This is a genomic window from Amycolatopsis sp. cmx-11-32, from assembly GCF_047608695.1.
Taxonomy (GTDB): Bacteria; Actinomycetota; Actinomycetes; order Mycobacteriales; family Pseudonocardiaceae; genus Amycolatopsis.
This window is the reverse complement of sequence record NZ_JADNQN010000001.1, coordinates 688,322-710,487: the sequence shown is the minus strand read 5'-3', so window position 1 is coordinate 710,487 and position 22,166 is coordinate 688,322. Positions and strand designations below refer to the sequence as shown.

General features: G+C 68.7%; 24 protein-coding genes. 16 read left to right on the top strand and 8 right to left on the bottom strand.

Annotated features, from left to right (window positions below; all coding sequences use genetic code 11):
- The first annotated feature begins 192 nt into the window (after positions 1-192).
- From ACM6LR_RS03530 to ACM6LR_RS03515, 4 genes are all read left to right on the top strand, one after another.
- Entirely contained in the window at positions 193-978 is a 786-nt protein-coding gene (locus ACM6LR_RS03530) for a cytochrome c biogenesis CcdA family protein (RefSeq protein WP_414936070.1), read from the top strand.
- Between the two features lie 74 nt (positions 979-1,052).
- On the top strand, positions 1,053-2,552 hold the full coding sequence (locus ACM6LR_RS03525; protein WP_414937073.1) for a cytochrome c biogenesis protein ResB: 1,500 nt from the start codon (positions 1,053-1,055) through the stop codon (positions 2,550-2,552).
- Between the two features lie 5 nt (positions 2,553-2,557).
- Positions 2,558-3,541, top strand: coding sequence for a c-type cytochrome biogenesis protein CcsB (gene ccsB, locus ACM6LR_RS03520; protein ID WP_414936069.1), 984 nt, complete (start codon positions 2,558-2,560; stop codon positions 3,539-3,541).
- A 79-nt stretch (positions 3,542-3,620) separates the two neighbouring features.
- A complete protein-coding gene (locus tag ACM6LR_RS03515) occupies positions 3,621-5,030 on the top strand; it encodes a MinD/ParA family ATP-binding protein (RefSeq protein WP_414943132.1) in 1,410 nt (469 codons plus the stop codon).
- Here ACM6LR_RS03515 and ACM6LR_RS03510 read toward each other — a convergent pair.
- Together ACM6LR_RS03510 and ACM6LR_RS03505 are read right to left on the bottom strand one after the other, a co-directional pair.
- Positions 5,027-5,209 (bottom strand): hypothetical protein, encoded by a 183-nt coding sequence (locus ACM6LR_RS03510; protein ID WP_414936067.1) that lies wholly within the window; start codon positions 5,207-5,209, stop codon positions 5,027-5,029. The two genes, ACM6LR_RS03515 and ACM6LR_RS03510, sit on opposite strands and share 4 nt — an antisense overlap.
- Positions 5,210-5,371: 162 nt before the next feature.
- Positions 5,372-5,584: a BldC family transcriptional regulator gene (locus ACM6LR_RS03505; protein ID WP_005151795.1), complete on the bottom strand. Its 213-nt coding sequence runs from the start codon at positions 5,582-5,584 to the stop codon at positions 5,372-5,374.
- 213 nt (positions 5,585-5,797) lie between these two features.
- Between ACM6LR_RS03505 and ACM6LR_RS03500 the strand changes: the two genes are divergently transcribed.
- From ACM6LR_RS03500 to ACM6LR_RS03490, 3 genes are read left to right on the top strand one after another with little or no spacing between them, the layout of a single operon-like run.
- Positions 5,798-6,271, top strand: a complete 474-nt coding sequence (locus ACM6LR_RS03500) for an Lrp/AsnC family transcriptional regulator (protein ID WP_414936066.1) — start codon at positions 5,798-5,800, stop codon at positions 6,269-6,271.
- Positions 6,272-6,282: 11 nt separating this feature from the next.
- Positions 6,283-6,576 carry a DUF4229 domain-containing protein gene (locus ACM6LR_RS03495; protein WP_414936065.1) on the top strand — a complete coding sequence of 98 codons (294 nt, stop codon included), beginning with the start codon at positions 6,283-6,285 and terminating at the stop codon, positions 6,574-6,576.
- Entirely contained in the window at positions 6,573-7,655 is a 1,083-nt protein-coding gene (locus ACM6LR_RS03490; protein ID WP_414936064.1) for a PLP-dependent cysteine synthase family protein, read from the top strand. Before ACM6LR_RS03495 ends, ACM6LR_RS03490 begins: the two co-directional genes overlap by 4 nt.
- 57 nt (positions 7,656-7,712) lie before the next feature.
- Here ACM6LR_RS03490 and ACM6LR_RS03485 read toward each other — a convergent pair whose 3' ends face one another.
- The 4 genes from ACM6LR_RS03485 to ACM6LR_RS03470 form a co-directional block, all read right to left on the bottom strand.
- Positions 7,713-8,582, bottom strand: a complete 870-nt coding sequence (locus ACM6LR_RS03485; RefSeq protein ID WP_414936063.1) for a 1,4-dihydroxy-2-naphthoate polyprenyltransferase — start codon at positions 8,580-8,582, stop codon at positions 7,713-7,715.
- 93 nt (positions 8,583-8,675) lie between these two features.
- Positions 8,676-8,834, bottom strand: a complete 159-nt coding sequence (locus tag ACM6LR_RS03480) for a hypothetical protein (RefSeq protein WP_414936062.1) — start codon at positions 8,832-8,834, stop codon at positions 8,676-8,678.
- A 63-nt stretch (positions 8,835-8,897) separates the two neighbouring features.
- Positions 8,898-10,022 (bottom strand): o-succinylbenzoate--CoA ligase, encoded by a 1,125-nt coding sequence (gene menE / locus ACM6LR_RS03475; RefSeq protein ID WP_414936061.1) that lies wholly within the window; start codon positions 10,020-10,022, stop codon positions 8,898-8,900.
- An 87-nt stretch (positions 10,023-10,109) separates the two neighbouring features.
- Positions 10,110-11,033 carry a 1,4-dihydroxy-2-naphthoyl-CoA synthase gene (locus ACM6LR_RS03470; RefSeq protein ID WP_414936060.1) on the bottom strand — a complete coding sequence of 308 codons (924 nt, stop codon included), beginning with the start codon at positions 11,031-11,033 and terminating at the stop codon, positions 10,110-10,112.
- A 57-nt stretch (positions 11,034-11,090) separates the two neighbouring features.
- On the opposite strand from ACM6LR_RS03470, the gene menD reads away from it, so the two are divergent.
- The 3 genes from menD to ACM6LR_RS03455 all read left to right on the top strand — a co-directional run bounded on the left by menD (position 11,091) and on the right by ACM6LR_RS03455 (position 14,916).
- On the top strand, positions 11,091-12,767 hold the full coding sequence (gene menD / locus ACM6LR_RS03465) for a 2-succinyl-5-enolpyruvyl-6-hydroxy-3-cyclohexene-1-carboxylic-acid synthase (RefSeq protein WP_414936059.1): 1,677 nt from the start codon (positions 11,091-11,093) through the stop codon (positions 12,765-12,767).
- 162 nt (positions 12,768-12,929) lie between these two features.
- Positions 12,930-14,450, top strand: coding sequence for a M1 family metallopeptidase (locus tag ACM6LR_RS03460; protein ID WP_414936058.1), 1,521 nt, complete (start codon positions 12,930-12,932; stop codon positions 14,448-14,450).
- A 22-nt stretch (positions 14,451-14,472) separates the two neighbouring features.
- Positions 14,473-14,916 carry a DUF3592 domain-containing protein gene (locus tag ACM6LR_RS03455; RefSeq protein ID WP_414936057.1) on the top strand — a complete coding sequence of 148 codons (444 nt, stop codon included), beginning with the start codon at positions 14,473-14,475 and terminating at the stop codon, positions 14,914-14,916.
- A gap of 179 nt (positions 14,917-15,095) precedes the next feature.
- Here ACM6LR_RS03455 and ACM6LR_RS03450 read toward each other — a convergent pair whose 3' ends face one another.
- A complete protein-coding gene (locus tag ACM6LR_RS03450; RefSeq protein WP_414936056.1) occupies positions 15,096-15,926 on the bottom strand; it encodes an inositol monophosphatase family protein in 831 nt (276 codons plus the stop codon).
- A gap of 111 nt (positions 15,927-16,037) precedes the next feature.
- On the opposite strand from ACM6LR_RS03450, the gene ACM6LR_RS03445 reads away from it, so the two are divergent.
- Positions 16,038-17,156 carry a glycosyltransferase family 4 protein gene (locus ACM6LR_RS03445; protein WP_414936055.1) on the top strand — a complete coding sequence of 373 codons (1,119 nt, stop codon included), beginning with the start codon at positions 16,038-16,040 and terminating at the stop codon, positions 17,154-17,156.
- A 198-nt stretch (positions 17,157-17,354) separates the two neighbouring features.
- Positions 17,355-18,065 (top strand): AfsR/SARP family transcriptional regulator, encoded by a 711-nt coding sequence (locus tag ACM6LR_RS03440; RefSeq protein WP_414936054.1) that lies wholly within the window; start codon positions 17,355-17,357, stop codon positions 18,063-18,065.
- On the opposite strand, the gene ACM6LR_RS03435 is transcribed toward ACM6LR_RS03440, so the two are convergent.
- Positions 18,058-18,444, bottom strand: coding sequence for a hypothetical protein (locus ACM6LR_RS03435; RefSeq protein ID WP_414936053.1), 387 nt, complete (start codon positions 18,442-18,444; stop codon positions 18,058-18,060). The genes ACM6LR_RS03440 and ACM6LR_RS03435 overlap by 8 nt on opposite strands.
- Before the next feature lie 178 nt (positions 18,445-18,622).
- Here ACM6LR_RS03435 and ACM6LR_RS03430 point away from each other — a divergent pair, with 178 nt between their 5' ends.
- From ACM6LR_RS03430 to ACM6LR_RS03415, 4 genes are all read left to right on the top strand, one after another.
- Positions 18,623-19,375: a demethylmenaquinone methyltransferase gene (locus ACM6LR_RS03430; RefSeq protein ID WP_414936052.1), complete on the top strand. Its 753-nt coding sequence runs from the start codon at positions 18,623-18,625 to the stop codon at positions 19,373-19,375.
- Positions 19,376-19,377: 2 nt separating this feature from the next.
- Positions 19,378-20,664, top strand: a complete 1,287-nt coding sequence (locus ACM6LR_RS03425; protein ID WP_414936050.1) for a geranylgeranyl reductase family protein — start codon at positions 19,378-19,380, stop codon at positions 20,662-20,664.
- Positions 20,665-21,202: 538 nt separating this feature from the next.
- Positions 21,203-21,610 carry an NADH-quinone oxidoreductase subunit A gene (locus ACM6LR_RS03420; protein ID WP_414937072.1) on the top strand — a complete coding sequence of 136 codons (408 nt, stop codon included), beginning with the start codon at positions 21,203-21,205 and terminating at the stop codon, positions 21,608-21,610.
- Positions 21,611-21,616: 6 nt separating this feature from the next.
- Positions 21,617-22,165: a NuoB/complex I 20 kDa subunit family protein gene (locus tag ACM6LR_RS03415; RefSeq protein ID WP_005151847.1), complete on the top strand. Its 549-nt coding sequence runs from the start codon at positions 21,617-21,619 to the stop codon at positions 22,163-22,165.
- Position 22,166: the final 1 nt, after the last annotated feature.

The window sequence follows — 22,166 nt, the reverse complement described above, 5'->3', positions numbered from 1 at the left end:
TCCCGCTCTTTCTCCGCCCCTGCCCGACCGCAAGTAGTCCTCTACTTGCGGCAGGCACCGCGACGGGCGGGACGGACGGGACCAACGTCCTGATCGGGTGCGACGTAGGTCCCGTTGGGCAAGCCCCGGCGTTCTCACCTCGACCACACTGCCTACGCTCCTTTGTGTGAACGCTGTAACTCCTCGAGAGGCGTGGCCACGTTGGCGACGGGGGTAACCGAGCTGGCGCTCTCCGGGCCGCTGCTGCTCGCCGCGGGTGTCGCGCTGCTGGCCGGGACGATCTCCTTCGCGTCGCCCTGCGTCGTCCCGCTGGTGCCGGGGTATCTCGCGTACCTCGCGGCGCTGGTCGGCGCGGACGCCCCCGCGGTCAGCCCGGACGAGGAGCGCAAAAAGGGCCGTTACGCCGTTGTCGGCGCGGCGGCGCTGTTCGTGCTCGGGTTCACCGTCGTCTTCGTGGTGACGCTGGGGACGCTGGTGTGGATCGCCGACGTCGTCCAGCTCAACATGGACCTCCTCCAGCGCCTCGGCGGCGTGCTGACGATCGCGATGGCGCTGGTCTTCCTCGGCTGGATTCCGGGACTGCAGCGTGAGTTCCGTTCGCACCGCGTGCCGCGCGGCGGACTGTGGGGCGCGCCGGTGCTCGGCGCGGTGTTCGGGCTCGGCTGGACGCCGTGCATCGGGCCGACGCTGTCCGCGGTCACCACCCTGGCCAGCGCCACCGGCGGCGCCGCCGTCCGCGGTTACGCGCTGATCCTCGTGTACTGCCTCGGCCTCGGCGTCCCGTTCCTCCTCATCGCGGTCGGTGCCCGCTGGGCCGTCCGCGCGACGGACTGGCTGCGCCGCCACGGCCGTCAGGTGCAGGTCTTCGGCGGGGTCCTGCTGATGATCGTCGGCATCCTGTTGGTGACCGGGCTGTGGGGCGACATGATCGGCTGGATCCGGAACACCCTCGTGAACGACCTCAGGCTGCCCTTGTGACCACCGAATACCGCCAGACACCGCTGAAGCGGGTCCTCGCCTTCCTGCGCAACACCTGGCGCGGGTTGACGTCGATGCGCACCGCTCTGGTGCTGCTGTTCCTCCTCGCGCTCGCCGCGATGCCCGGCGCCCTGCTGCCGCAGCGGAACCTCAACGTCGCCAAGACCGACGAGTACATCGCCGCGCACGGCTGGTGGGGCGAACTACTCGACCGCACGCAGTTCTTCGAGGTCTACGGCAGCGTCTGGTTCTCGGCGATCTACCTCCTGCTGATGGTCTCGCTCATCGGCTGCCTCGCGCCGCGCAGCCTCGACTACGCGAAGGCGATGCGCGCGAAGCCGGTGCTCACGCCGCGCAAGCTCACGCGGATGCCGCACCACCTGTCCACCACGACCGATCGGACTCCCGACGCGGTCATGAAGGACACGCACGCGCTGCTCAAGAGATGGCGCCGCGTAGAGCGCGAAGAGGCCGACGGCGTCCGGAGCATCTCCGCCGAACGCGGGTACCTCCGCGAGACCGGCAACCTCGTCTTCCACTTCGGCATGCTCGGCCTGATCGTCTTCTTCGCGCTGGGCAAGCTGTTCGGTTACGAAGGCCAGGTCATCGTCCAGGCCGACAACAGCCAGTGGTGCAACTCCGGGATCCTCGGTTACGACACCTTCAACGCCGGTCTCCGCGTCGACGGCACCGACCTGAACCCCTTCTGCATCCGCCTGAAGGACTTCGAGGCGCGCTACACCGACGCCGGGCAGGCGAACTACTACCACTCCACCATGGAGTACCAGTCCGGCGAAGACCTGCGGACCGGCGCGTGGAAGCCGTACGGGCTCGAGGTCAACTCGCCACTGCGCACCGCGGGCGACCGCGTCTACCTGCTGAACTTCGGCTACTCCCCGAAGTTCACGGTGACCTTCCCGGACGGCACCGTCCGCACCAACATCACGCCGTGGCGTCCCGCCGACGAGCCGACGAAGCTCTCCGAAGGCGCCACGAAGATCGACCAGCCCGGCATCACCGACCCGATCGAACGCCGCACCCGGCAGCTCGCGATCACCGGTCTGCTCGCCCCGACCGCGTTCATGCACGGCAACGTGCTGACGTCGTCGCGGCCCGAGGCGAAAAAGCCGGCCGTGGCCGTCGACATCTACCGCGGTGACCTCGGCCTCGACGCCGGCCGCGGCCAGTCGATCTTCCAGATCGACCAGTCGCTCGTCGAGGACGGCAGGCTCAAGAAGCTCACCCGGCAGAATCTGGACCAGGGCCAGGAGACCGTGCTGGACGACGGCACGAAGGTCCGCTTCGACGGCGTGCAGGAATGGGTGGCCATCCAGGTCTCGCACGACCCGGTGCAGGGCTGGGTGCTGGTCTGCGCGGTCGCGATGCTGATCGGGCTGGCGGGATCGTTGCTGGTCAAGCGGCGCCGCGTGTGGATCCGGGTGACCCCGGCGCGCGACGGCGGGACAGGTACCGTGATCGAGGTCGCCGGGCTGGCGCGCACCGATCAAGCGGGCTACGGCGAAGAGTTCCAGCGAATCAGCGACAAGCTGGTCCAGGGGCAGAGAGGCAACTAGAGGTCATGCCGATCATCAACGAGACGCTGTCCCAGTACAGCGACTACTCCTATACCACCGCGACGGCGATCTACGTCATCGCGTTGATGTTCGCCCTCATCGAGCAGGGTTTCGGCGCGAAGGGCCGCCTCGCGGCGGAGCGCAGCATCCAGCGTTCCCGTGACCTGGTCGGCGCGGGTGGTCCGCCGTCGACGCCGCCGGCTTACGGGACGCCCATCGAGCCCCCGCGCGAGATCGGCCGCCCCGAGCGCATCGGCCGCATGGGCACCGCGCTGCTGGTGCTGGCCGCGCTGCTCCACCTGGCCGCGATCGTGCTGCGCGGGCTCGCCGTGCACCGCGCGCCGTGGGGCAACCTCTACGAATACGGCATGGCCACGACCTTCGTCGCCGTCGTGACCTGGCTCGTCATCATGCGGAAGTTCCCGGTCCGCCACCTCACCGGCTTCCTGCTGCTGCCGGTCGTGATCCTGATGTTCGTCAACGGCACCATGCTGTACACGACGGCCGCGCCGGTGCAGCCCGCGCTCCAGTCCTACTGGGTGATCATCCACGTTTCCGCGGCGATCATCGGTTCGGGTGTCTTCCTGGTGCCGGGTGTCGCGAGCGTCCTGTACCTCTTCCGCGCCGCCCACGACGACGACCCGGCGAAGTTCGCCAAGTTCGGCTCGAAGCTGCCCGCCGCGGACGTGCTCGACCGCATCGCCTACCGCACCACCATCTTCGCCTTCCCGGTCTTCACCTTCGGCGTGCTCTGCGGCGCGGTGTGGGCCGAGGCGGCGTGGGGCCGGTTCTGGGGCTGGGACCCCAAGGAGACCGTCGCTTTCGTGGCGTGGGTGGTCTACGCGGCATACCTGCACTCCCGTGCCACCGCGGGCTGGCGCGGGAAGCGGGCCGCGATCATCAACATCGTCGGATTCTCCGCGACGATCTTCAACATGTTCTTCGTGAATCTGGTGACGTCGGGTCTGCACTCCTACGCCGGGGGCTGACCGTCGCCGCTGCACGCGAGCCGACTACCGTCAATACTGAGGTAACGGGGGAAGACGTGCGCGGAGGAGGAATTCAGCGGTGACCGGACCCAGCGAAGAATCGGCTCCTGGCCACCCCGAACCCACCGAGGAGGTCCAGCCTTCGGAGTTGTTCTCCGAGGACAGGACGGATTCGGCGCCGCATCCGGCCGCGGGTTTCGAGGCGGAACCGACGCAGGTCGTCCAGCCGCAGTACCCACCGCAGGTCCAGCAGGCCCAGCAGGCCCAGTACGCGCAGCAGCCCGCTCAGCCGCCGCAGCCCGCTCAGCAGCACCAGCCGCCGCTACCGCAGCCGTCGCACGGGCAGTACCAGCAGCCCTACGACCAGAACCTGCCCCCGCTGCACCCTCAGCAACAGCCTCAGCAACTCCAGCAGGCGCCTCAGCAGGCCGCCCAGTACCCGCCTCAGCAGGCCGCCCAGTACCCACCTCAGCAGCAGTACGCGCCGCAGCAGCAGGCTGTCCTCCAGCCTGCGGTTCCGGGGCTCCCGCAACCGCAGGGCAGGCACGCGCTCCCCGACGAACTCGCCACCGCGAGCCTGGTCAAGCCGCAGAAGCGCAAGCCGCAGTCGGGCTGGCGCAAGGCGCTGTACGTGGGAACGGGGAAGCTCCTCAACCCAGGGGAGAGCCCGGCGGACACCCGCAAGCGTGAACTGATCGCACAGATCAACCAGCCGCTGCGCGGGTGCTACAAGATCGCGATGCTGAGCCTCAAGGGCGGCGTCGGCAAGACCACCACGACCACCACGCTGGGCTCGACGTTCGCGTCGCTGCGCGGTGACCGGGTCGTCGCCGTCGACGCGAACCCGGACCGCGGGACGCTGTCGCAGAAGATTCCGATCGAGACCACCGCGACCGTCCGGCACCTGCTGCGGGACGCGGACAAGATCACCAGGTACAGCGACGTCCGTTCGTACACCTCGCAGGGCGGAAGCAGGCTGGAGATCCTCGCCAGCGAGCAGGACCCGGCGGTTTCCGAGGCGTTCTCCGAGGACGACTACCGGCGCACGGTCGACCTGCTGGAGCATTTCTACAACATCGTGCTCACCGACTGCGGGACCGGTTTGATGCACTCGGCGATGAAGGGCGTCCTGGACGTCGCGGACGCGCTGGTGGTGGTCTCTTCAGGCTCCGTGGACGGGGCACGCAGTGCTTCGGCCACGCTCGACTGGCTGGAGGCACACGGCTACGGTGACCTGGTCAAACGCTCCGTCGCGGTGATCAACTCGGTGCGGCCGAAGGGCGGCTCCGTCGACCTCGACAAGCTCTCCGCGCACTTCGGCGCGCGGGTTCGGTCGGTCTGCCGCATCCCGTTCGATCCGCACCTGGAAGAGGGCGCCGAGATCGAACTGGACCGGCTCGACGCGGACACCCGGCTCGCGCTGCTGGAACTGGCCGCCACCGTCGCCGACGGCTTCGGAGGCCAGCAGTACCGCCAGGTCCAGCCCTAGTCTTTGTCTTCCTCTTTACCTTTGCGCTGCTGCTCACCGAGCTTGCGCAGGAAGTCGGGGTCGTCGTCCGGGGCCAAGGTCGGCCGCGTCGAGGGCACCCCGACACGCTCGATCCCGAACGCGCGCCACAAGACAACGGCGACGGTGAGCGCTCCGATGGCCGCGAGCAAATAGATCATGCTCGGTCCCTTTCCGCGTGGAGGACGTTGCTCAGTCCCACGAGGCTAGCCTCTTTGCCGCGTGCGGGGGGACTCATGGATACCCCAATGTGACGAAGGGTCGCTTTGCGCCCTTCGTCACTGGAGTCTTATTTCAAGGGCTTGTGCCTTGAAAGCGCGAGGTCAGACCTTGCGGGCGGGCTCGCTGGCGTCGGTGGTGAGTTCGGCGAGGAGCTCGTTCACTTCGGCCTCACGGAACCGGCGGTGCCCACCGGGAGTGCGGATCGAGCCGATCCGGCCCGCGGTCGCCCAGCGGGTCACGGTCTTGGGGTCAACCCGGAACAGGGCCGCCACTTCGCCGGGGGTGAGCAACCTTCCGCCCATCGTCGCGGTCATTTTCCGCCTCCTTCACAGCTCCACTGCTAACCGGAAGCCGTCGTGCCGGGTAGCCAACACGGCAATCGTTGCATCTCACCCGTCAGGTACTCGAACGGTTGTCCAACAGTAAAGAGCCCTTAAAGGTCAAAACCGACAACCGCGACATTGTCACGGATGTACGAAAACGCGCCCTGGTCCTGCGAATCGGGCCGTGGCACCTAAGGTGTAGCGGTGGACCAGGTGGATCGGAAGATCATCGCGGCATTGCGTGAGAATGGCAGGGCTACCTACGCCGACCTCGGCCGGTCTGTCGGGCTCTCGGCCTCATCGGTGCACGAGCGGGTCGGCAAACTCGAGGCCGCCGGCGTGATCACCGGCTACCACGCCATGGTCGATCCGAGCACGGTCGGACTCGGGGTGACGGCGCTGGTCGGCATCCACCCCACCGACACGGCGAGCGACGAGGACGTCGCGGCCGCACTCGGGGCGCTCGACGAGGTCGAAAGCTGCTACGCCGTCGCGGGTGACGAGGCGTTCGTCGTCAAGGTGCGGGTGGCGACCGTCGACAACCTGGAGGCGACGCTCAACCGCCTGCGGCGCATCCCCGGCGTCGGCCGGACGAACACCACCGTCGTGCTCTCGACCCGGTTCGAAGGACGGCCCAACAGCGCGGGCCTGGAGGACGGCCGCAACGGCAACGCGTAGCCTGCGTTGATGTGAGCGACAATCCGGAAACCGCCGATCACCTCGCCCGTGACTTGACGCTGTACGTGCTGGCCAGGTTCTTCCTGGTCGGGGTCATCGGTGGCGGGTTGCTGCTGGCCAACGTCCCGCTGCTGGTCGCGATGCTGATCGGCCTGGTCGTGGGGCTGCCGCTGGGCCTGCTGCTGTTCCGCTCGCTGAACGCGCGCGTGACCGCCGGGCTCGCCCGCCGCAACGAAAAGCGCGCTCGCGCTCGTGCCGAACTGCGCTCCCAGCTGCGCGGCGACCGGGTGGACGGGACAGCGTGAGCCGGCTGCACAGCCGGAGCTGGGTCCGCGAAGCCGTCCGCATCATCGAGGCCGACGCGAACCGCAGCGCGGACACACACCTGCACGTCTTCCCGCTGCCCGCGGACTGGGGCATCGATCTTTACCTGAAGGACGAGTCCGTCCATCCAACCGGCTCGCTCAAGCACCGGCTCGCGCGTTCACTGTTCCTGTACGGCCTGGTGAACGGCCAGATCGGGCAGAACACCGTGCTCGTCGAGGCTTCCAGTGGTTCGACGGCGGTATCGGAGGCGTACTTCGCGCGGATGCTCGGACTGCGGTTCATCACCGTGGTGCCGCGGAGCACTTCGCCGGAGAAGATCGCGCTCATCGAGTTCTATGGCGGCGAGTGTCACTACGTGGACCGCGCGCCGGACATGTACCCGGAGGCCGAGCGGCTCGCTTCGGAGTGCAACGGCCACTACCTCGACCAGTTCACCTACGCCGAGCGCGCGACGGATTGGCGCGGGAACAACAACATCGCCGAATCGGTGTACGCGCAGATGCAGTCCGAGCGGCACCCCGTGCCGACCTGGATCGTGGTCGGCGCCGGGACCGGCGGCACGAGCGCGACCTTCGGCCGCTACGTGCGCTACAAGCGCCACACCACGAAGATCGCCGTCGTCGACCCGGAGAACTCTTCGTTCTTCGGCGCCTGGGAGACCGGCGCGCTCGACTACGCGACCGGCATGCCGTCGCGGATCGAGGGAATCGGGCGGCCACGCGTCGAGCCGTCGTTTGTGCCCGGCGTGATCGACGAGATGCTGCAGGTGCCGGACGCCGGTTCGCTGGCGGCCATCCGGCTGCTGCGTGAACGCACCGGGCACTGGGCGGGCGGCTCGACCGGGACGAACCTCTTCGGCGCGTTCACGCTGATCTCGCGGATGATCTCGGAGGGCCAGGCGGGCAGCGTCGTCACGCTGCTGTGCGACGGCGGCGAGCGGTACGCCAACACGTACTACAACGACGAGTGGCTGGCGCGGAAGAACATCGACATCGCGCCGTACCAGGAGATGTACCAGGAGTTCCTGATGAGCGGGAAGTTCCTGCCGCAGCTGTAGCGGGCCTCGTGAGTGGTAAAAAACGGTTCTTCACGGACCCCTACCACTCACGAGACGCTAAAGGGCCAGTGCGACCGCGGTCAGGATCGCCCACCCCAGCATCGCGAGGCCGGTGTCCCGCAGTGCCGGGATCAGCGCCCGCCCCTGCGCGCCACCGCCCACGGCCTTGACCGATTTCACCAGCAGCGGCGCGGTCAGCAGGCCGAGCAGCGCCCACGGCGTCACGAACGAGAGCAGCACGCTGACGACGTACGGCACCGCGATCAGCGCCAGGTAGAGCCGACGGGTGCCCTTGTCGCCGAGCCGGGTGGCGAGCGTGCGCTTGCCGGACTCGATGTCGGTCGGGATGTCGCGGAGGTTGTTGGCGGTCAGGACGCCGGTCGAGAACGCGCCGACGGCGACCGCGCAGCCGAGCGCCGTCCAGCTGAGCCGTCCGGTTTGGACGTACACCGTGCCCAGCACGCCGGCCAGCCCGAAGAAGACGAAGACCGCGATCTCGCCGAAACCGTAGTAGCCGTAAGGCTTCTTGCCGCCGGTGTAGAACCAGGCGCCGAGGATGCAGACCGCGCCCATCGCCAGCAGCCACCACAGCCCGCTGATCGCGACGAGTACGAGCCCGAGGACCCCGGCGAGCCCGAGGGCCACGAGGGCGGCCGCCAGTACGGCCTTCGGCTTCGCGACACCGGAGCCGACCAGGCGCAGCGGGCCGACGCGGTTCTCGTCGGTGCCGCGGATGCCGTCGGAGTAGTCGTTGGCGTAGTTGACGCCGACGATCAGGGCGAGCGAAACCAGCAGCGCGAGGACCGAACGGGGCCAGGAGAAGCCTTCGAGCGCGACCGCCGCGCCGACTCCGGCGACCACCGGCGCCACCGCGTTGGGCAGCGTCCGCGGGCGTGCCCCTTCGATCCATTCACCAGCAGTCGCCATGCCGCCATTCTGGCCCTGGCGACTACCGACCGGTATGCGGGGCTCGTCACCTGCTCGCGGTGCCGAGCCACCGCGAACACGGGACGGGCCGTGCTATTTCAGATCCTTGACGGTGCCTTCGAGTGTCCAGGTGAGCGTGCCGCTGTTCGGAACGGCGGTTTCCGGGTCGTCCGCCAGCGCGGGCCCGGCCAAAGCGACCAGACCCATCGTGACGGCGGTGCAGGCCAATACTGTGCGTGTCCAGCGCGTCATGCCTTAGACGTAAACCCGCGGGTAATGTTCATGTCAACAACGTCCCAGTGATCGGTGGGGAATTCACGACCTTCGTAGGAGATTCCGGACGGCCGTCCTGTCGACCTTTCCGGGGCCTCGCAGCGGCAGTTCGTCGGTGAATTCGACCCGCTTCGGAGCGGCCGCCGCCCCGGCCTCGTCGCGGCACGCCGCGCGCAGGGAGTCGACGTCGCAACCAGCGCCGACGACGAGTGCGACGACCGCTTCGCCCCACTCGGGATCAGGCACTCCGACCACGCACGCGTCGCGGATTCCGGGCTGCGCGGTCAAGATCTTTTCGACCGCCGCCGCGGCCACCTTCACCCCGCCGGTGTTGATCATGTCGTCGATCCGCCCGAGGATCTCCCAACGTCCATCGGGCGACAGCCTGCCGCGGTCGGATGTGCGGAACCGGCCTCCCTCGAAGGACTCGGAGGTCAGGTCAGGTCGCAGTCGGTAGCCGTGGGCGAGCACCTCACCCGTGATGCAGACCCGCTCGTCCTCGAGTTCGACGTGTACTCCATCCAGCGGTACGCCGTCGTAAACGCAACCGCTCGCGGTCTCGCTCATGCCGTACGCGGGGACGATGTTCACGCCCGCTTCGGCCGCGCGCTCCCGTAGTTCGGTGGTCGTCGCCGCGGCGCCGACGATGATCGCGTCGAACGCGCGAGCCGCCGCCAGCCCCGGCCCGCCCGCGTCGAGCAGCCGCCCCAGCTGGGTCGGGACGAGCGCGGTGTAGCGCGGCCCGTCCACCGCGAGGAGGGGCGCGGCGGCTTCGGCGAAGTCGTCCGGCCGGAAACCGGAGGCGTGCAGCACCGACGGAGCCGTCCCGGCCAGCAGGGAGCGGACCAGCACCTGCAGCCCGCCGATGTACTGCGCCGGGGTCGCGAGCAACCAGCGTCCCGGTCCGCCGAGCCGCTCGTGGGTCGCGCGGGCCGACGCGGCCAGCGCCGAGGCCGAGAGCAGGACGCCCTTGGGTTCGCCGGTGGATCCCGAGGTGGCGATGATCACCGCGGTCCCCGGTTCGGCCGGGCGCGCCGGCTCCATCGCGTCCCGCAGGGCCTCCGACGCGTAGGGGAGGACCGCCGGACCACCACCGAGCGCCTCGTCCAATGCCGAGGTCAGCTCGGTGATCGACGCCGGACTCCCGTCCACCCCTACCGCACGCATCCCGCCAGCCTATGCCCGCAATTCGTCCTCTAGTTGCAGTGGTTCGTGTTGCCAACTACCGCAACTAGAGGACGAAACGCGAGGGGGTCAGTAGTAGTACGGGAAGGCCGACCAGTCGGGGTCTCGCTTCTCAAGGAAGGAGTCGCGGCCTTCGACGGCCTCGTCCTGCATGTAAGCCAGCCGGGTGGTCTCACCGGCGAAGAGCTGCTGGCCGACCAGACCGTCGTCGGTGAGGTTGAACGCGTACTTCAGCATCCGCTGCGCCGTCGGCGACTTGCCGTTGATCGTCCATGCCCAGTCCAGCGCCTCGGTCTCGAGGTCCGCGTGCGGGACGGCGGAGTTGACCGCGCCCATCGCCCGCATCTGCTCGGCCGTGTACTCGCGGCCGAGGAAGAAGATCTCCCGCGCGAACTTCTGCCCGACCTGCTTGGCGAGGTACGCCGAGCCGTAGCCGCCGTCGAAGGAGCCGACGTCGGCGTCGGTCTGCTTGAACCGCGCGTGCTCGGCCGAGGCGAGCGTGAGGTCGCACACCACGTGCAGTGAGTGCCCGCCACCGGCGGCCCACCCCGGTACCACCGCGATGACCACTTTCGGCATGAACCGGATCAGCCGTTGGACCTCGAGAATGTGCAGCCGTCCGGCCCTCGCCGGATCGACCGTGTCGGAGGTCTCCCCATCCGCGTACTGATACCCGGAGCGTCCGCGAATACGCTGGTCACCACCGGAACAAAACGCCCAGCCGCCGTCCTTCGGCGACGGGCCGTTGCCGGTGAGCAGGACGCAGCCGACGTCCGAGCTCATCCGTGCGTGGTCGAGCGCGCGGTACAGCTCGTCGACGGTGTGCGGCCGGAAGGCGTTGCGGACCTCAGGACGGTCGAACGCGATACGCACGACACGTTTGCCTGAGCGGCTCTCAGCGGAGCGGTGATAGGTGATGTCGGTGAAGTCGAAACCTTCGACTTCCGTCCACAAGGCGGGGTCGAACAGCTCGGAAACCTGGGCGTCATCCACGTTTGGGAGAATAGGACGTGTGGCCGTGAGTCGTAGTGTGAAACCCGAGGTCTGCCGGTGAATCCTTCCACCGCGCAGGCCAGGGTCATCGTCGACGAACTCGTTCGCAACACCGTCTCGCACGTCGTCCTCTGCCCGGGTTCACGCAACGCGCCGCTGTCGATCGCGCTCTACGACGCGGCGGCGGCCGGGCGCCTTCAGCTGCACGTCCGGATCGACGAACGCGGCGCGGGCTTCCTCGCCCTCGGTATCGCCGCGCGGACCGGCCGTCCCGTCGCCGTGCTGTGCACCTCGGGCACCGCGGCCGCGAACTTCCACCCCGCCGTGCTGGAGGCCGACCGCGCCGGTGTCCCGCTGATCGTGCTCACCGCGGACCGTCCGCCCGAGCTGCGGGCCGCCGGTGCGAGCCAGGTCATCGACCAGCACCAGCTCTACGGCAACGCCATCCGCTACTTCGACGAGCTCGCCGTCGCCGAACGCCGTGCCGGGCAGAACTCGTACTGGCGCGGCCAGATCTGCCGCGTCTGGAACGCCGCGTACGGCGAATGGCGCTGTGGGCCGGTGCACCTGAACATCCCGTTCCGCGAGCCGCTCGTGCCGGACATCGACGACGACGGTGAGTGGTACGAGTCACTCGAAGGGCGGCCCGACGGCGCCCGGTGGACCGAGCTGCCCGACTTCGGCGCGCTTCCCTCGTTCGTGGTGCCTTCGGCCCGTTCCGGCCTGGTCATCGCGTGCGACACCGGCGTGCAAGCCGCGAGCGAATGGGCGGAGCTGCACGGCTGGCCGGTGGTCTCCGAGACCGGCGGTATCGGGCTGGCCGGCGCGACGGCGATCTCGTCCGGCGCGTGGCTGCTCGGCGTCGAGGAGTTCATCTCGCGGCACAAGCCCGAGCAGGTGCTCTGCATCGGCCGTCCGACGGTGTTCCGGCAGGTCCAGCGGGTTCTGTCCGATCCCGACGTCGAGGTGCTGCTGGTCCGGCCCGATTCGGACTGGCCCGCGCCCGCGCACAACGTCCGGCAGGTCGGGCAGTGGTTCGACGAGCCGACCAAACCGGCCGATCCGGAGTGGCTCGCCAGCTGGCAGCGCGCGGACAAGGCGGCGTCGTCGGCGGTGGCCGAGGCGCTGGCCGTCGAACCGTGGCCGAGCGGGCTGCGGCTGGCCCGCGAACTGATCGACGCGATGCCGGAGGGGTCGCTGCTGGTCGTCGGCTCGTCCAACCCGACCCGCGACGTCGCGCTCGCCGGGCGGCTGCGGCCCGACGTCCTCGTGCACCGCAACCGCGGTGTCGCCGGGATCGACGGCATGGTCTCGACCGCGATCGGCGCCGCGACCGTCCACAGGGGACATTCGTACGCCCTGCTGGGCGACCTCACGTTCCTGCACGACGCGAGCGGCCTGCTGACCGGGCCGGCCGAGCAGCGTCCAGACCTGACGATCGTGGTGCTCAACGACGACGGCGGGGGCATCTTCTCCCTCCTGGAGCAGGGCGCGCCCGAGCACAACGCCAGCTTCGAGCGCGTTTTCGGCACGCCGCACGGCGCCGATCTCGGCGCGCTTTGCGCGGGCTACCGCGTCCCGCACGTCGTCGCCGAGACGCTCACCGAGTTCCGCGCCGCGCTGAAGCCCGCGCCCGGTCTGCGGGTGGTGGAGGTCCGAGTGGACCGAACGCGCCACCGCGAGCTGCACGCACGCCTCCGTACGGCGGTTTCGTCGGCCGTGCGCGCTGTTTGAATCGGCCTGCGCGCGCAGCGTGTCCGTTGAGGATGGCGGCGGGGGCATGGACGGAGACTTCCGTCTCGGTCCAGAGGGTAGGAACCCCTCCTTCGGACGTGTCTCCGCGGTGATCATCTGGCTACGTTCGAGCGCGCTGACAAATCCTGGGAGGGATTCGCAATGCGCTTGAAGACTCGCGCCGGCTTCGCCGGATTGACCGCGGGCGTCGTCTCGGTGCTGCTCGTGGGCTCCGCGGCCGCCGCACCCGCGCCTGGCTCGATCGGCGTCGGCGACCCGTACTACCCGCACGCCGGGAACGGCGGCTACGACGTCGGGCACTACGACCTCCGGCTGACCTACCAGCCGTCCACCGATCTGCTGTCCGGTGCCACGACGATCCTGCTCACCGCGACGCAGGATTTGTCGAGGTTCAACCTCGACTTCGGCCTCAAGGTGTCGAGCGTCCGGGTCGACAACCGGCCCGCGCGGTTCGCGACGTCGACCGACGGCACCGGTGAGCTGACCGTCACGCCGTCAACACCGCTGAAGAAGGGCAAGACGGCGACCGTCGTCGTGGCCTACGCGGACACGCCGTCGAAGGTGAAGATCGACGGCTTCACCGCCTGGAAGAAGACCCCGGACGGTGCGCTGGCCGTCGACGAGCCGCAGAGCGCGGCCTGGTGGTTCCCGTCCAACGACCACCCGACCGACCTGGCCACCTACGACGTCTCGGTGGAGGTCCCGAACGACGTCGCGGCGCTGTCCAACGGCTCGCTCGTGCGCAAGACCGTGCAGCGCCCTGGCTGGACGCGCTGGAACTGGCGCAGCACCAAACCGCAGGCGACGTATCTCACGTCGCTGGAGGTCGGCAAGTTCGAGGTGAACGAGCAGACCACGCCGGACGGCAAGCCGTTCATCACCGCCTATGGCGCCGACCTCGGCGAATCGCTCGGCGCGGCCAAGGCCAGCATCGAGCGGACGCCGGAGATCACCGAGTTGCTCGCCTCGAAGTTCGGCCCGTACCCGTTCGAGGCGCAGGGCGGTGTCGTCACCACCGGCATCACTTTCGCGCTGGAGAACCAGACGCGGCCGGTGTACGGCGCGCGGGCCTTCCGGTCCGGCTCCAACACCTCGATCGTCGCGCACGAGCAGGCGCACCAATGGTTCGGCGACAGCGTCACGCTCGGCAAGTGGAGTGACATCTGGCTGAACGAAGGCTTCGCCTCCTACGGCGAGTTCCTGTGGTCGGAGGAGACCGGCGAGGGCACGGCCGACGAACTCGCGCAGTACATCTACGACTCGGTGCCAGCCGAGGACCCGTTCTGGCAGGTCCTGCCCGCCGACCCGGGCGTGGACAACCAGTTCCACGGGGCCGTCTACGACCGCGGCGCGCTCGCGGTGCACGCGTTGCGCAAGGCTGTGGGCGACGACACGTTCTTCCGAATCCTGCAGACCTGGCAGCAGGTGAAGAAGAGCAAGTCGGCGGTGATCGGAGAGTTCATCGCGCTCGCGGAGAAGATCTCGGGCAAGCCGCTGTACGACCTGTTCCAGACCTGGCTGTACACCAAGGGCAAGCCCGCCGTGAGTCCTAACGGGACCGCGGCTTCCGCGCTGCGGGCCGTTTCCGCCCCGGTGGCGCCGAAGTCCTATCCGCAGATCAAGGCGACGCACGAATTCCTCGCCGAGCGACATGCCCACTGACGGGTAGCGCTACGCTCGCGGCGTGACGGCCAAAGCGGAGCGAGTGAGGCGCATCGGGTGGGTTGCCGCCCTTCTTGTCGCCTCACTCGTCACCGTGCTCTGCGTCTCGCTGCTGTTCGCCGCGTTCCGCAACGACGGCGCGATCGAAGCCGAACTCGGCCAGGCGACCGCGCAGGTCGAGTCGGTGACGTTCGACCGCACGATCATCAACTACGCCACTCCCGACGGCATCGTGCACAGCCCCGCCAACGGCGTCCTCTACCCGGCCGGACTGGCCGCCGGGCAGCTGGTGAACATCGAGTACGACGTCGGCGACCCCGAACTCGCGCGGGTGGCGGGCCGCTCGGCGGCGAACACGCTGCTCCCGCTGGGCAGCATGATCTTCTTCACCTGGCTGGTCGCCGGTCCGCTGCTGTGGTGGATCCGGCGGCTGAACGCCCGTTCGCGCGCCGAGTCCGCCGCCTGATCACGCGAGTTCGCCTTCCAATCACGCATGTTGTCCACTTGATCACGTGTGTTCGCCGCCTGATCACGCGAGTCGTCCGATGAGACATGCGGGCCCGCTGTGCGGAACCGGCGAACTTGCGTGATCGGCCGGACGACACGCGTGATTGAACGGATAACTCGCGTGATTGGAAGGCGAACTCAGCCGACCGACTCCTGCCACCAGCCCAGGACCTCGTCGGCCACTCCCGGCGCCGCCACCAGAAGCGCGTCGACCGGCAGGGCCGAGTCTTCCCCGTGCCGGTCCAGCACCACGGCCCCCGCCTCGATGGCCAGTGCGACCGAGCCGGCGACGTCCCATTCGCGGTAGCTGTGCAGTACCGCCGCGGCCGCGTGCCCCAGCGCGACCTGCGCGATGGCCAGCGCGGCCGAACCCAGCACCCGGACGCCGGCGTGCGCGGCGGCGGCCCGTTCGATGAACTGGCCCATCCCCGGCCAGACACCCTTGCGCGTGAGTTCCGTGCAGACGATCGCCCCGGCGGTCACGCAGCGGTCGGTCAGCCTGATCGGCTTGCCGTTCGCCCTGGCGCCGCGGCCGCGCGCGGCGGCGTAGATCTGGGCGCGATACGGGTCCGCGACCACCCCGACCACCGGCCCGGAAGCGTCGATCAGGGCGAGGCTGTACGCGCACCAGGGGACGCCGGCGACGTAGTTCGCGGTGCCGTCCACCGGGTCGACCACCCAGCGGTAGTCGGCGACGTCGGCACCGTGGTCGGCGCCGAACTCACCGCCGACGACGGGGATGCCGGGGAACTCCGCGGTCAGCACGCGGCGGGTGTGGCGTTCGAGGATCCGGTCCGTGTCGGTGACCCAGTCGAAGGGCGAGTCGTGCAGATCCGGCTGGGCGCCCCGGCCCGCGGTCGCGGTGATCACGTCGGTCGCGTCGTTGGCCAGCCGCCCGGCCACTTCGAGGGCCCTCGACAGCAACCCGGGCTCGACGGGTTGCGGCGGCCTTGACGACAGGAGGGTCATGCCTGCCTAGTGTGGCCGAAACTGGTTTCCGGAACACGACCTTGAGATGACATGTCGTCTGTTCCGTTTTTGTTGGCGTGGGTGTCACAACCGGATGCGAAGGTGAGCATCGTGCGAGTCGCGATAGTCACCGAAAGTTTTCTGCCACAGGTGAACGGCGTGACCAACTCCGTGCTCCGCGTCGTGGAACACCTCCGCGACCGCGCGCACGACGTGCTGATCATCGCCCCGGGCCCGGGTCCCACGGAGTACCTCGGCGCCCCGGTCGTGCGCATTCCCGCCCTCGACTTCCCCGGGGTGAACTCCCTCCCGATCGGCGTGCCGACCAGGACGGTGCTCACCGCGCTGGCCGATTTCGGGCCGGACGTGGTGCATCTGGCGTCGCCGTTCGTGGTCGGTGCCCGCGGTCTCGCCGCGGCCAGACGGCTGCGGGTGCCGTGCATCGCGGTGTACCAGACCGACATCGCCGGTTTCGCCGCCGCGTACGGCTTCGGCCTCGCGGCCCGCGCGGCCTGGCGCTGGGTGCGGCGGCTGCACTCGCGGGCCGACCGCACGCTCGCGCCGTCGTCGGATTCGGTGGAGCAGCTGAAACTGCACGGGATCCCGCGGGTGCACCGCTGGGCGCGTGGCGTCGACATCGAGCGGTTCTCGCCGGTCCACGCCGATCCCGCGTTGCGTGCCGAGCTGGCGCCGAACGGTGAGCTGCTGGTCGGCTTCGTCGGCAGGCTCGCGCCCGAAAAGGAGGTCGAGCGGCTGACCGCGCTCGCCGGGGTGGACGGAATACGCGTGGTCGTCGTCGGCGACGGGCCGGAACTGCCGATGCTGCGCGAGCGGATCCCGGGGGCCGCGTTCCTGGGCGCCCTGTACGGCGAAGAGCTTTCCGCCGCATACGCGAGCCTCGACGTCTTCGTCCACACAGGACCGCACGAGACGTTCTGCCAGGCCATTCAGGAGGCGATGGCGTCCGGGCTGCCGGTACTCGCGCCGAACGCGGGCGGGCCGAAGGACCTGGTCCTGCCCGGCCGCACCGGCTACCTGCTGCCCGCGGACCGGGCCGGGTTCGCGACGGCACTGGTGGACAGGGTGAACGACCTGCGTGACGACGCGCTGCGCGCCAGGCTGGGGGATAAGGCGCGCAAGGTGGTGCTGGGCCGGACCTGGCCCGCCGTCTGCCGGGAACTGGTCGGCCACTACGAGGCCGTCCAGGGCAAAGTCGCCCGCGCGGCCTGAACCGATCGTCCACTCTGGACGGTCGCCGCCGGTCCGGCGAGTGCTCTCCGCACTCAAGTGATCACTTTGTATCCATTTTGTACACCCGGCATTCATCGTCCCCTCAGCCATCGAGCGAGAGGACGGCACGTGAGGTTCGAAGTACTGGGGACGTTCTGCATCTCTTCCAGTTCACGGTCGGTCCCGCTGCGCGGACGGATGAGAAGAACACTGCTCGGAGTGCTCTTGGTCCGGGCGAACAGCTTCGTGCCGGTGGACGTGCTCACCGAAGCCCTGTGGGAGAGCCGCTGGGAGCCGCGGGCGGTGCCGAAACTGCACTGGCACGTCCACAAGCTGCGGCAGGCCCTGCCCGAGGGCGAGCGGCTCGAGTTCGACAACGGCGGCTACCGGCTGCAGGTCCACCCCGGCGAACTCGACGTCGAGACCTTCGAGACGCTGGGCGGCCAGGCCCTGAAGTCGTCGAATCCCGCGCAGCGCGCGTCGCTGATCCGGCAGGCACTCGGCCATTGGCAGGGCGCGCCGTACGAAGGCCTGGACGTCCCGCTGCTCTCCGACGAGAGCATGCGGCTCGTCGAGCACCGGCTGGTCCTGCTCGAAGCGCTGTACCAGGCGGAACTGGCCCTCGGGCAGCACGCGAGCGCGGCCGTGGAACTCGCGGACCTGGTGCGGCGGCACCCGCTGCGGCAGCGCGCCCAATACCTTCTGATGGACGCTCTCTGGCGGGCCGGGCGCACGTCCGACGCGTTGGCGGCCTACCGGCGCGCTCGCCGGGTGTCGATCGGTCAGCTCGGCCTCGAACCGGGGCCGGAACTGCGGTTCCTGGAGCGGCGGATCCTCGCGGGTGAAGCGGCGGGAGCCGGTGTGTCACCGGCCCCCGCGCTATTCGACCAGGTCATATACGTCAGATGACGCGGAGGTAGAGGTAGACCGTCGACCCCTTGTGGGACTTGTCGAAGTTCTTCTTGGTGCCTTCACCGCCCGCGCGGACGGTACCGAAGCTGGCGTTGTCGTAGCCCCAGGAGCCGTAGACCTCGGCGGCCTTGCCATCGGCGTCCGTGTCCTTGACCCAGCCCTGGACGCGGATCCTGCCTGCCCCGCAGGTGATGGTCCAGCCGGCCGCGCCGCCGCCGACGGACGGTGCCTTCGTGTCTCCACAGGTTCCCTGGATGACCACGACGCCATCGGTGGAGGCGGGAGCAGCAATCGACGGGGCGGCGCTCATCAGCGCGCCGCCGATGACGGCGCCGGTCAGCGCGGCCGCGGTGGCCGTCTTCTTCACGAAGCTCATCTCGTTGCCTTTCTCAACCGGCGGGCTGTTTCCCGCCGCTGAAAACAAGGTTGCCCCCCTTGGCTTTGCCGTTACTTTGCTTTCCGTTTGCCTTGGTCGAATGGTCTCCACGACTTCGTGCGGGCGCGGAGTGGGTTCACCACAGGACACCCTGACCCCGAGGTCTAGATTCAGAGCCATGTCCCGAGCGAGTCTTGACAAGGATCCGCACGAAGTCGCCGCCATGTTCGACGACGTCGCGGACGGCTACGACCGCGCGAATTCGTTCATGACCTTCGGCTTCGACCGCCGCTGGCGCACCACCACCGCACGGGTGCTGGACGCCGTGCGCGGCGAGAAGGTGCTGGACCTCGCGGCGGGCACCGGCGTGTCCACCGTCGAGTACGCGCGCAACGGGGCCTGGTGCCTGGCCGCGGACTTCTCGGTCGGCATGCTCAAGGCGGGTAAGCACCGCGGCGTCCCGATGGTCGCCGCCGACGCGTTGAGGCTGCCGTTCGCGGACGACAGCTTCGACGCGGTGACCATCTCGCTCGCGCTGCGGAACTTCGTCGACACCAAAGCCGCGCTCACCGAGATCGCGCGCGTGGTCAAACCGGGCGGCCGTCTCGTGATCTGCGAGGTGTCGACGCCCACACTGCCACCGATCCGGTTCCTGCACCGGAAGTTCATCGCGAAGCTGCTCACCTGGATCGGCAGCCGGACCTCGTCGAACCCCGAGGCCTATTCCTACCTGGCCGAATCCATGCTGGCGTGGCCAGACCAGCGGACGCTGGGCGAGATCATCGCGAGCGCCGGCTGGACCGAGGTGGAGTGGCTGAACCTCACGTTCGGCGTCGTCGCCATCCACCGCGCGAAGAAGCCATCGGTAACTCCGTCTTCCTCCCCGCCGCCACCCTCACCGGACGGGCTTCGCCCGGCTGTAGATTCGTAGGCATGACCCGTCGCAACGCAGACCACGACGCCGAAGTCATCGTCGTTGGTGCCGGACCGGCCGGCTCCACCGCCGCCACGTACCTCGCCCGCGCGGGCGTCGACGTGCTGCTGCTGGAGAAGACCGAGTTCCCGCGCGAGAAGGTGTGCGGCGACGGCTTGACCCCGCGTGGCGTCAAGCAGCTCATCGACCTCGGCATCGACACCAGCGAGGACGCGGGCTGGGTGCACAGCCGTGGCCTGCGGATCCTCACCGGCGAGCTGACGCTCGAACTCGACTGGCCGGATCTGACCAGCTACCCGCCGTACGGCGTTTCGCGTACTCGTCAGGACTTCGACGACCTGCTCGCGAAGACCGCGGTCAAGGCGGGCGCGCGGCTCTACGAGCGCACGACCGTCATCGGCGCGATCACCAGCCCGGCCGGTCGCGTGATCGGCGTCGAGGCGAAGGTCGGCCCGGAGAAGACACCGGTGAGTTACCGCGCTCCGCTGGTCCTGGCCTGCGACGGCGTTTCCGCGCGGCTCGCGCTGAGTGTCGGCATCCAGAAGAACGAAAAGCGCCCGATGGGCGTCGCCGTCCGGCAGTACTACAAGAGCCCGCGCCACGACGACCCGTTCATCGAGGGCCACCTGGAGCTGTGGGACCGCTCGGACCCGCGTGACCCGAAGCTGCTGCCCGGCTACGGCTGGGCGTTCCCGCTCGGCGACGGCACGGTGAACGTCGGCCTCGGCATGCTGTCGACGTCGGCCGCGTTCCGCGGCACCGACTACCGCGCGCTGCTGCGCCAGTGGCTCGACGGGACGCCCGAAGAATGGGGCTATCGCGAGGAGAACGCCATCGGCAAGATCGGCGGCGCCGGTCTCCCGATGGGCTTCAACCGCACACCGCACTACCGCGACGGGCTGCTGCTGCTCGGGGACGCGGGCGGCATGGTCAGCCCGTTCAACGGTGAGGGCATCTCGGCCGCGATGGAGTCCGCGCAGCTGGCGTCGGAGTTCGTCGTACAGGCCTTGGCGCGGCGCGAAGGACCGTCGCGCGAGCGGGCGCTGGAGGGTTATCCGCGCGCGGTCGGTGAGCTGATGGGCGGCTACTACCGGCTCGGCAACGTGTTCGCGAAGCTGATCGGGAAGCCGAAGATCATGCACGCCGCGACGAAGTACGGACTGCGGATCAACTCGATCCTTCCGCTGGTCTACAAGGGACTTTCGGGCTGCTACGACGCCAAGGGCGGGGACGGCGTGGATCGCCTGATCGCCGCGCTGGCCCGGGCGACGCCTACTCCACGCTGACACGCTCGTGAGTCCGTGAAGGCCTCCTTAAGGGACCCAGAGTCCCTCAAGGAGGCCTTCACGGACTCGCCGTTCAGGCCGCGCCGCACGCGGCCGGTCTTACGTCCCACCTGCGCCGCTCCACACGTCTGGACCAATCGCCGGTACTCCGGGCAGTGGTATCGGTCACAGGACAGAACCGGTCAATACCCGCATCGGAGTCGATCTTGGGAGCGACGTCGCAGGTCATCGGTATCGCACGCCGGAAGTAACCGTGCCGGCCGGGTGGTCAGGTTAGGGCAGCCTTAAAGCACGGGGGCTAGGGACAAGAATGTGAGTCACGTCCTACACTCCCCCCATGCTTTGTGAATCGCTTCACATCCTCGACGAGAGGCTTGTGAACTATTTCACAAGCAAGGAGGCCGTCATGCACGGCCCGTAAGGGTTGCCTAACCCTCGGCGGTGTGACCCAGGTGACTTAGGGTGCCGATCGAGGGAAGCGGTGAACCCCGACTCGAAAACCGCAGCGGCGCGGAAAGGATGGCGAAAACCCGTGCTGATGTTGCCCGTGCTGACCCAGGCGAGCACCCCTTCGGTGCCCAACCTGAACATGTACCTCCCCCTGGTCCTCCTGTTCGTCCTTGCTCTCGGCTTCGCGGTGCTCTCGGTGCTGCTCGGCCCGCTGGTCGGCCCGAGCCGTCCCAACAGGGCGAAGACCGCGGCCTACGAATGCGGTATCGAACCGTCGCCGCAGCCGGTCGTCGGCGGCGGCCGGATGCCGGTCGCGTACTACATCACCGCGATGCTGTTCATCCTGTTCGACATCGAGATGGTCTTCCTCTACCCGTTCGCGGTCTCCGCGGACGCGCTGGGCATGTTCGGCCTGGTGGAGATCGTGCTGTTCATCGCGACGGTCGGTTTCGCGTACGCCTACGTGTGGCGTCGCGGCGGCCTGGATTGGAACTAGAGAAGCATGGGCCTCGAAGAAAAACTCCCCAACGGCATCCTTCTCGCGAGTCTTGAAGGCCTGGTCAACTGGGCGCGCAAGAACTCGATGTGGCCTGCCACCTTCGGTCTCGCCTGCTGCGCGATCGAGATGATGACCGTCGGCGGTTCCCGGTACGACATCGCCCGCTTCGGCATGGAGCGCTTCAGCGCGACACCGCGCCAGGCGGATCTGATGATCGTCGCCGGCCGCGTCACGCAGAAGATGGCGCCGGTGCTCCGCCAGATCTACGACCAGATGGCCGAGCCCAAGTGGGTACTGGCGATGGGCGTCTGCGCCTCGTCCGGCGGGATGTTCAACAACTACGCCGTGGTGCAGGGCGTCGACCACATCGTCCCGGTCGACATGTACCTCCCCGGCTGCCCGCCGCGCCCCGAGATGCTGCTCGACGCGATCCTGAAACTGCACGCCAAGATCCAGGACGAGCCGATCAACGCCCGCCGCGCCGCGATCCGCGCCGCCAGTGGTGAGCGCACCGAGCTGATCGCCTCCTCGATCAAGTACGCGAAGAAGTGAG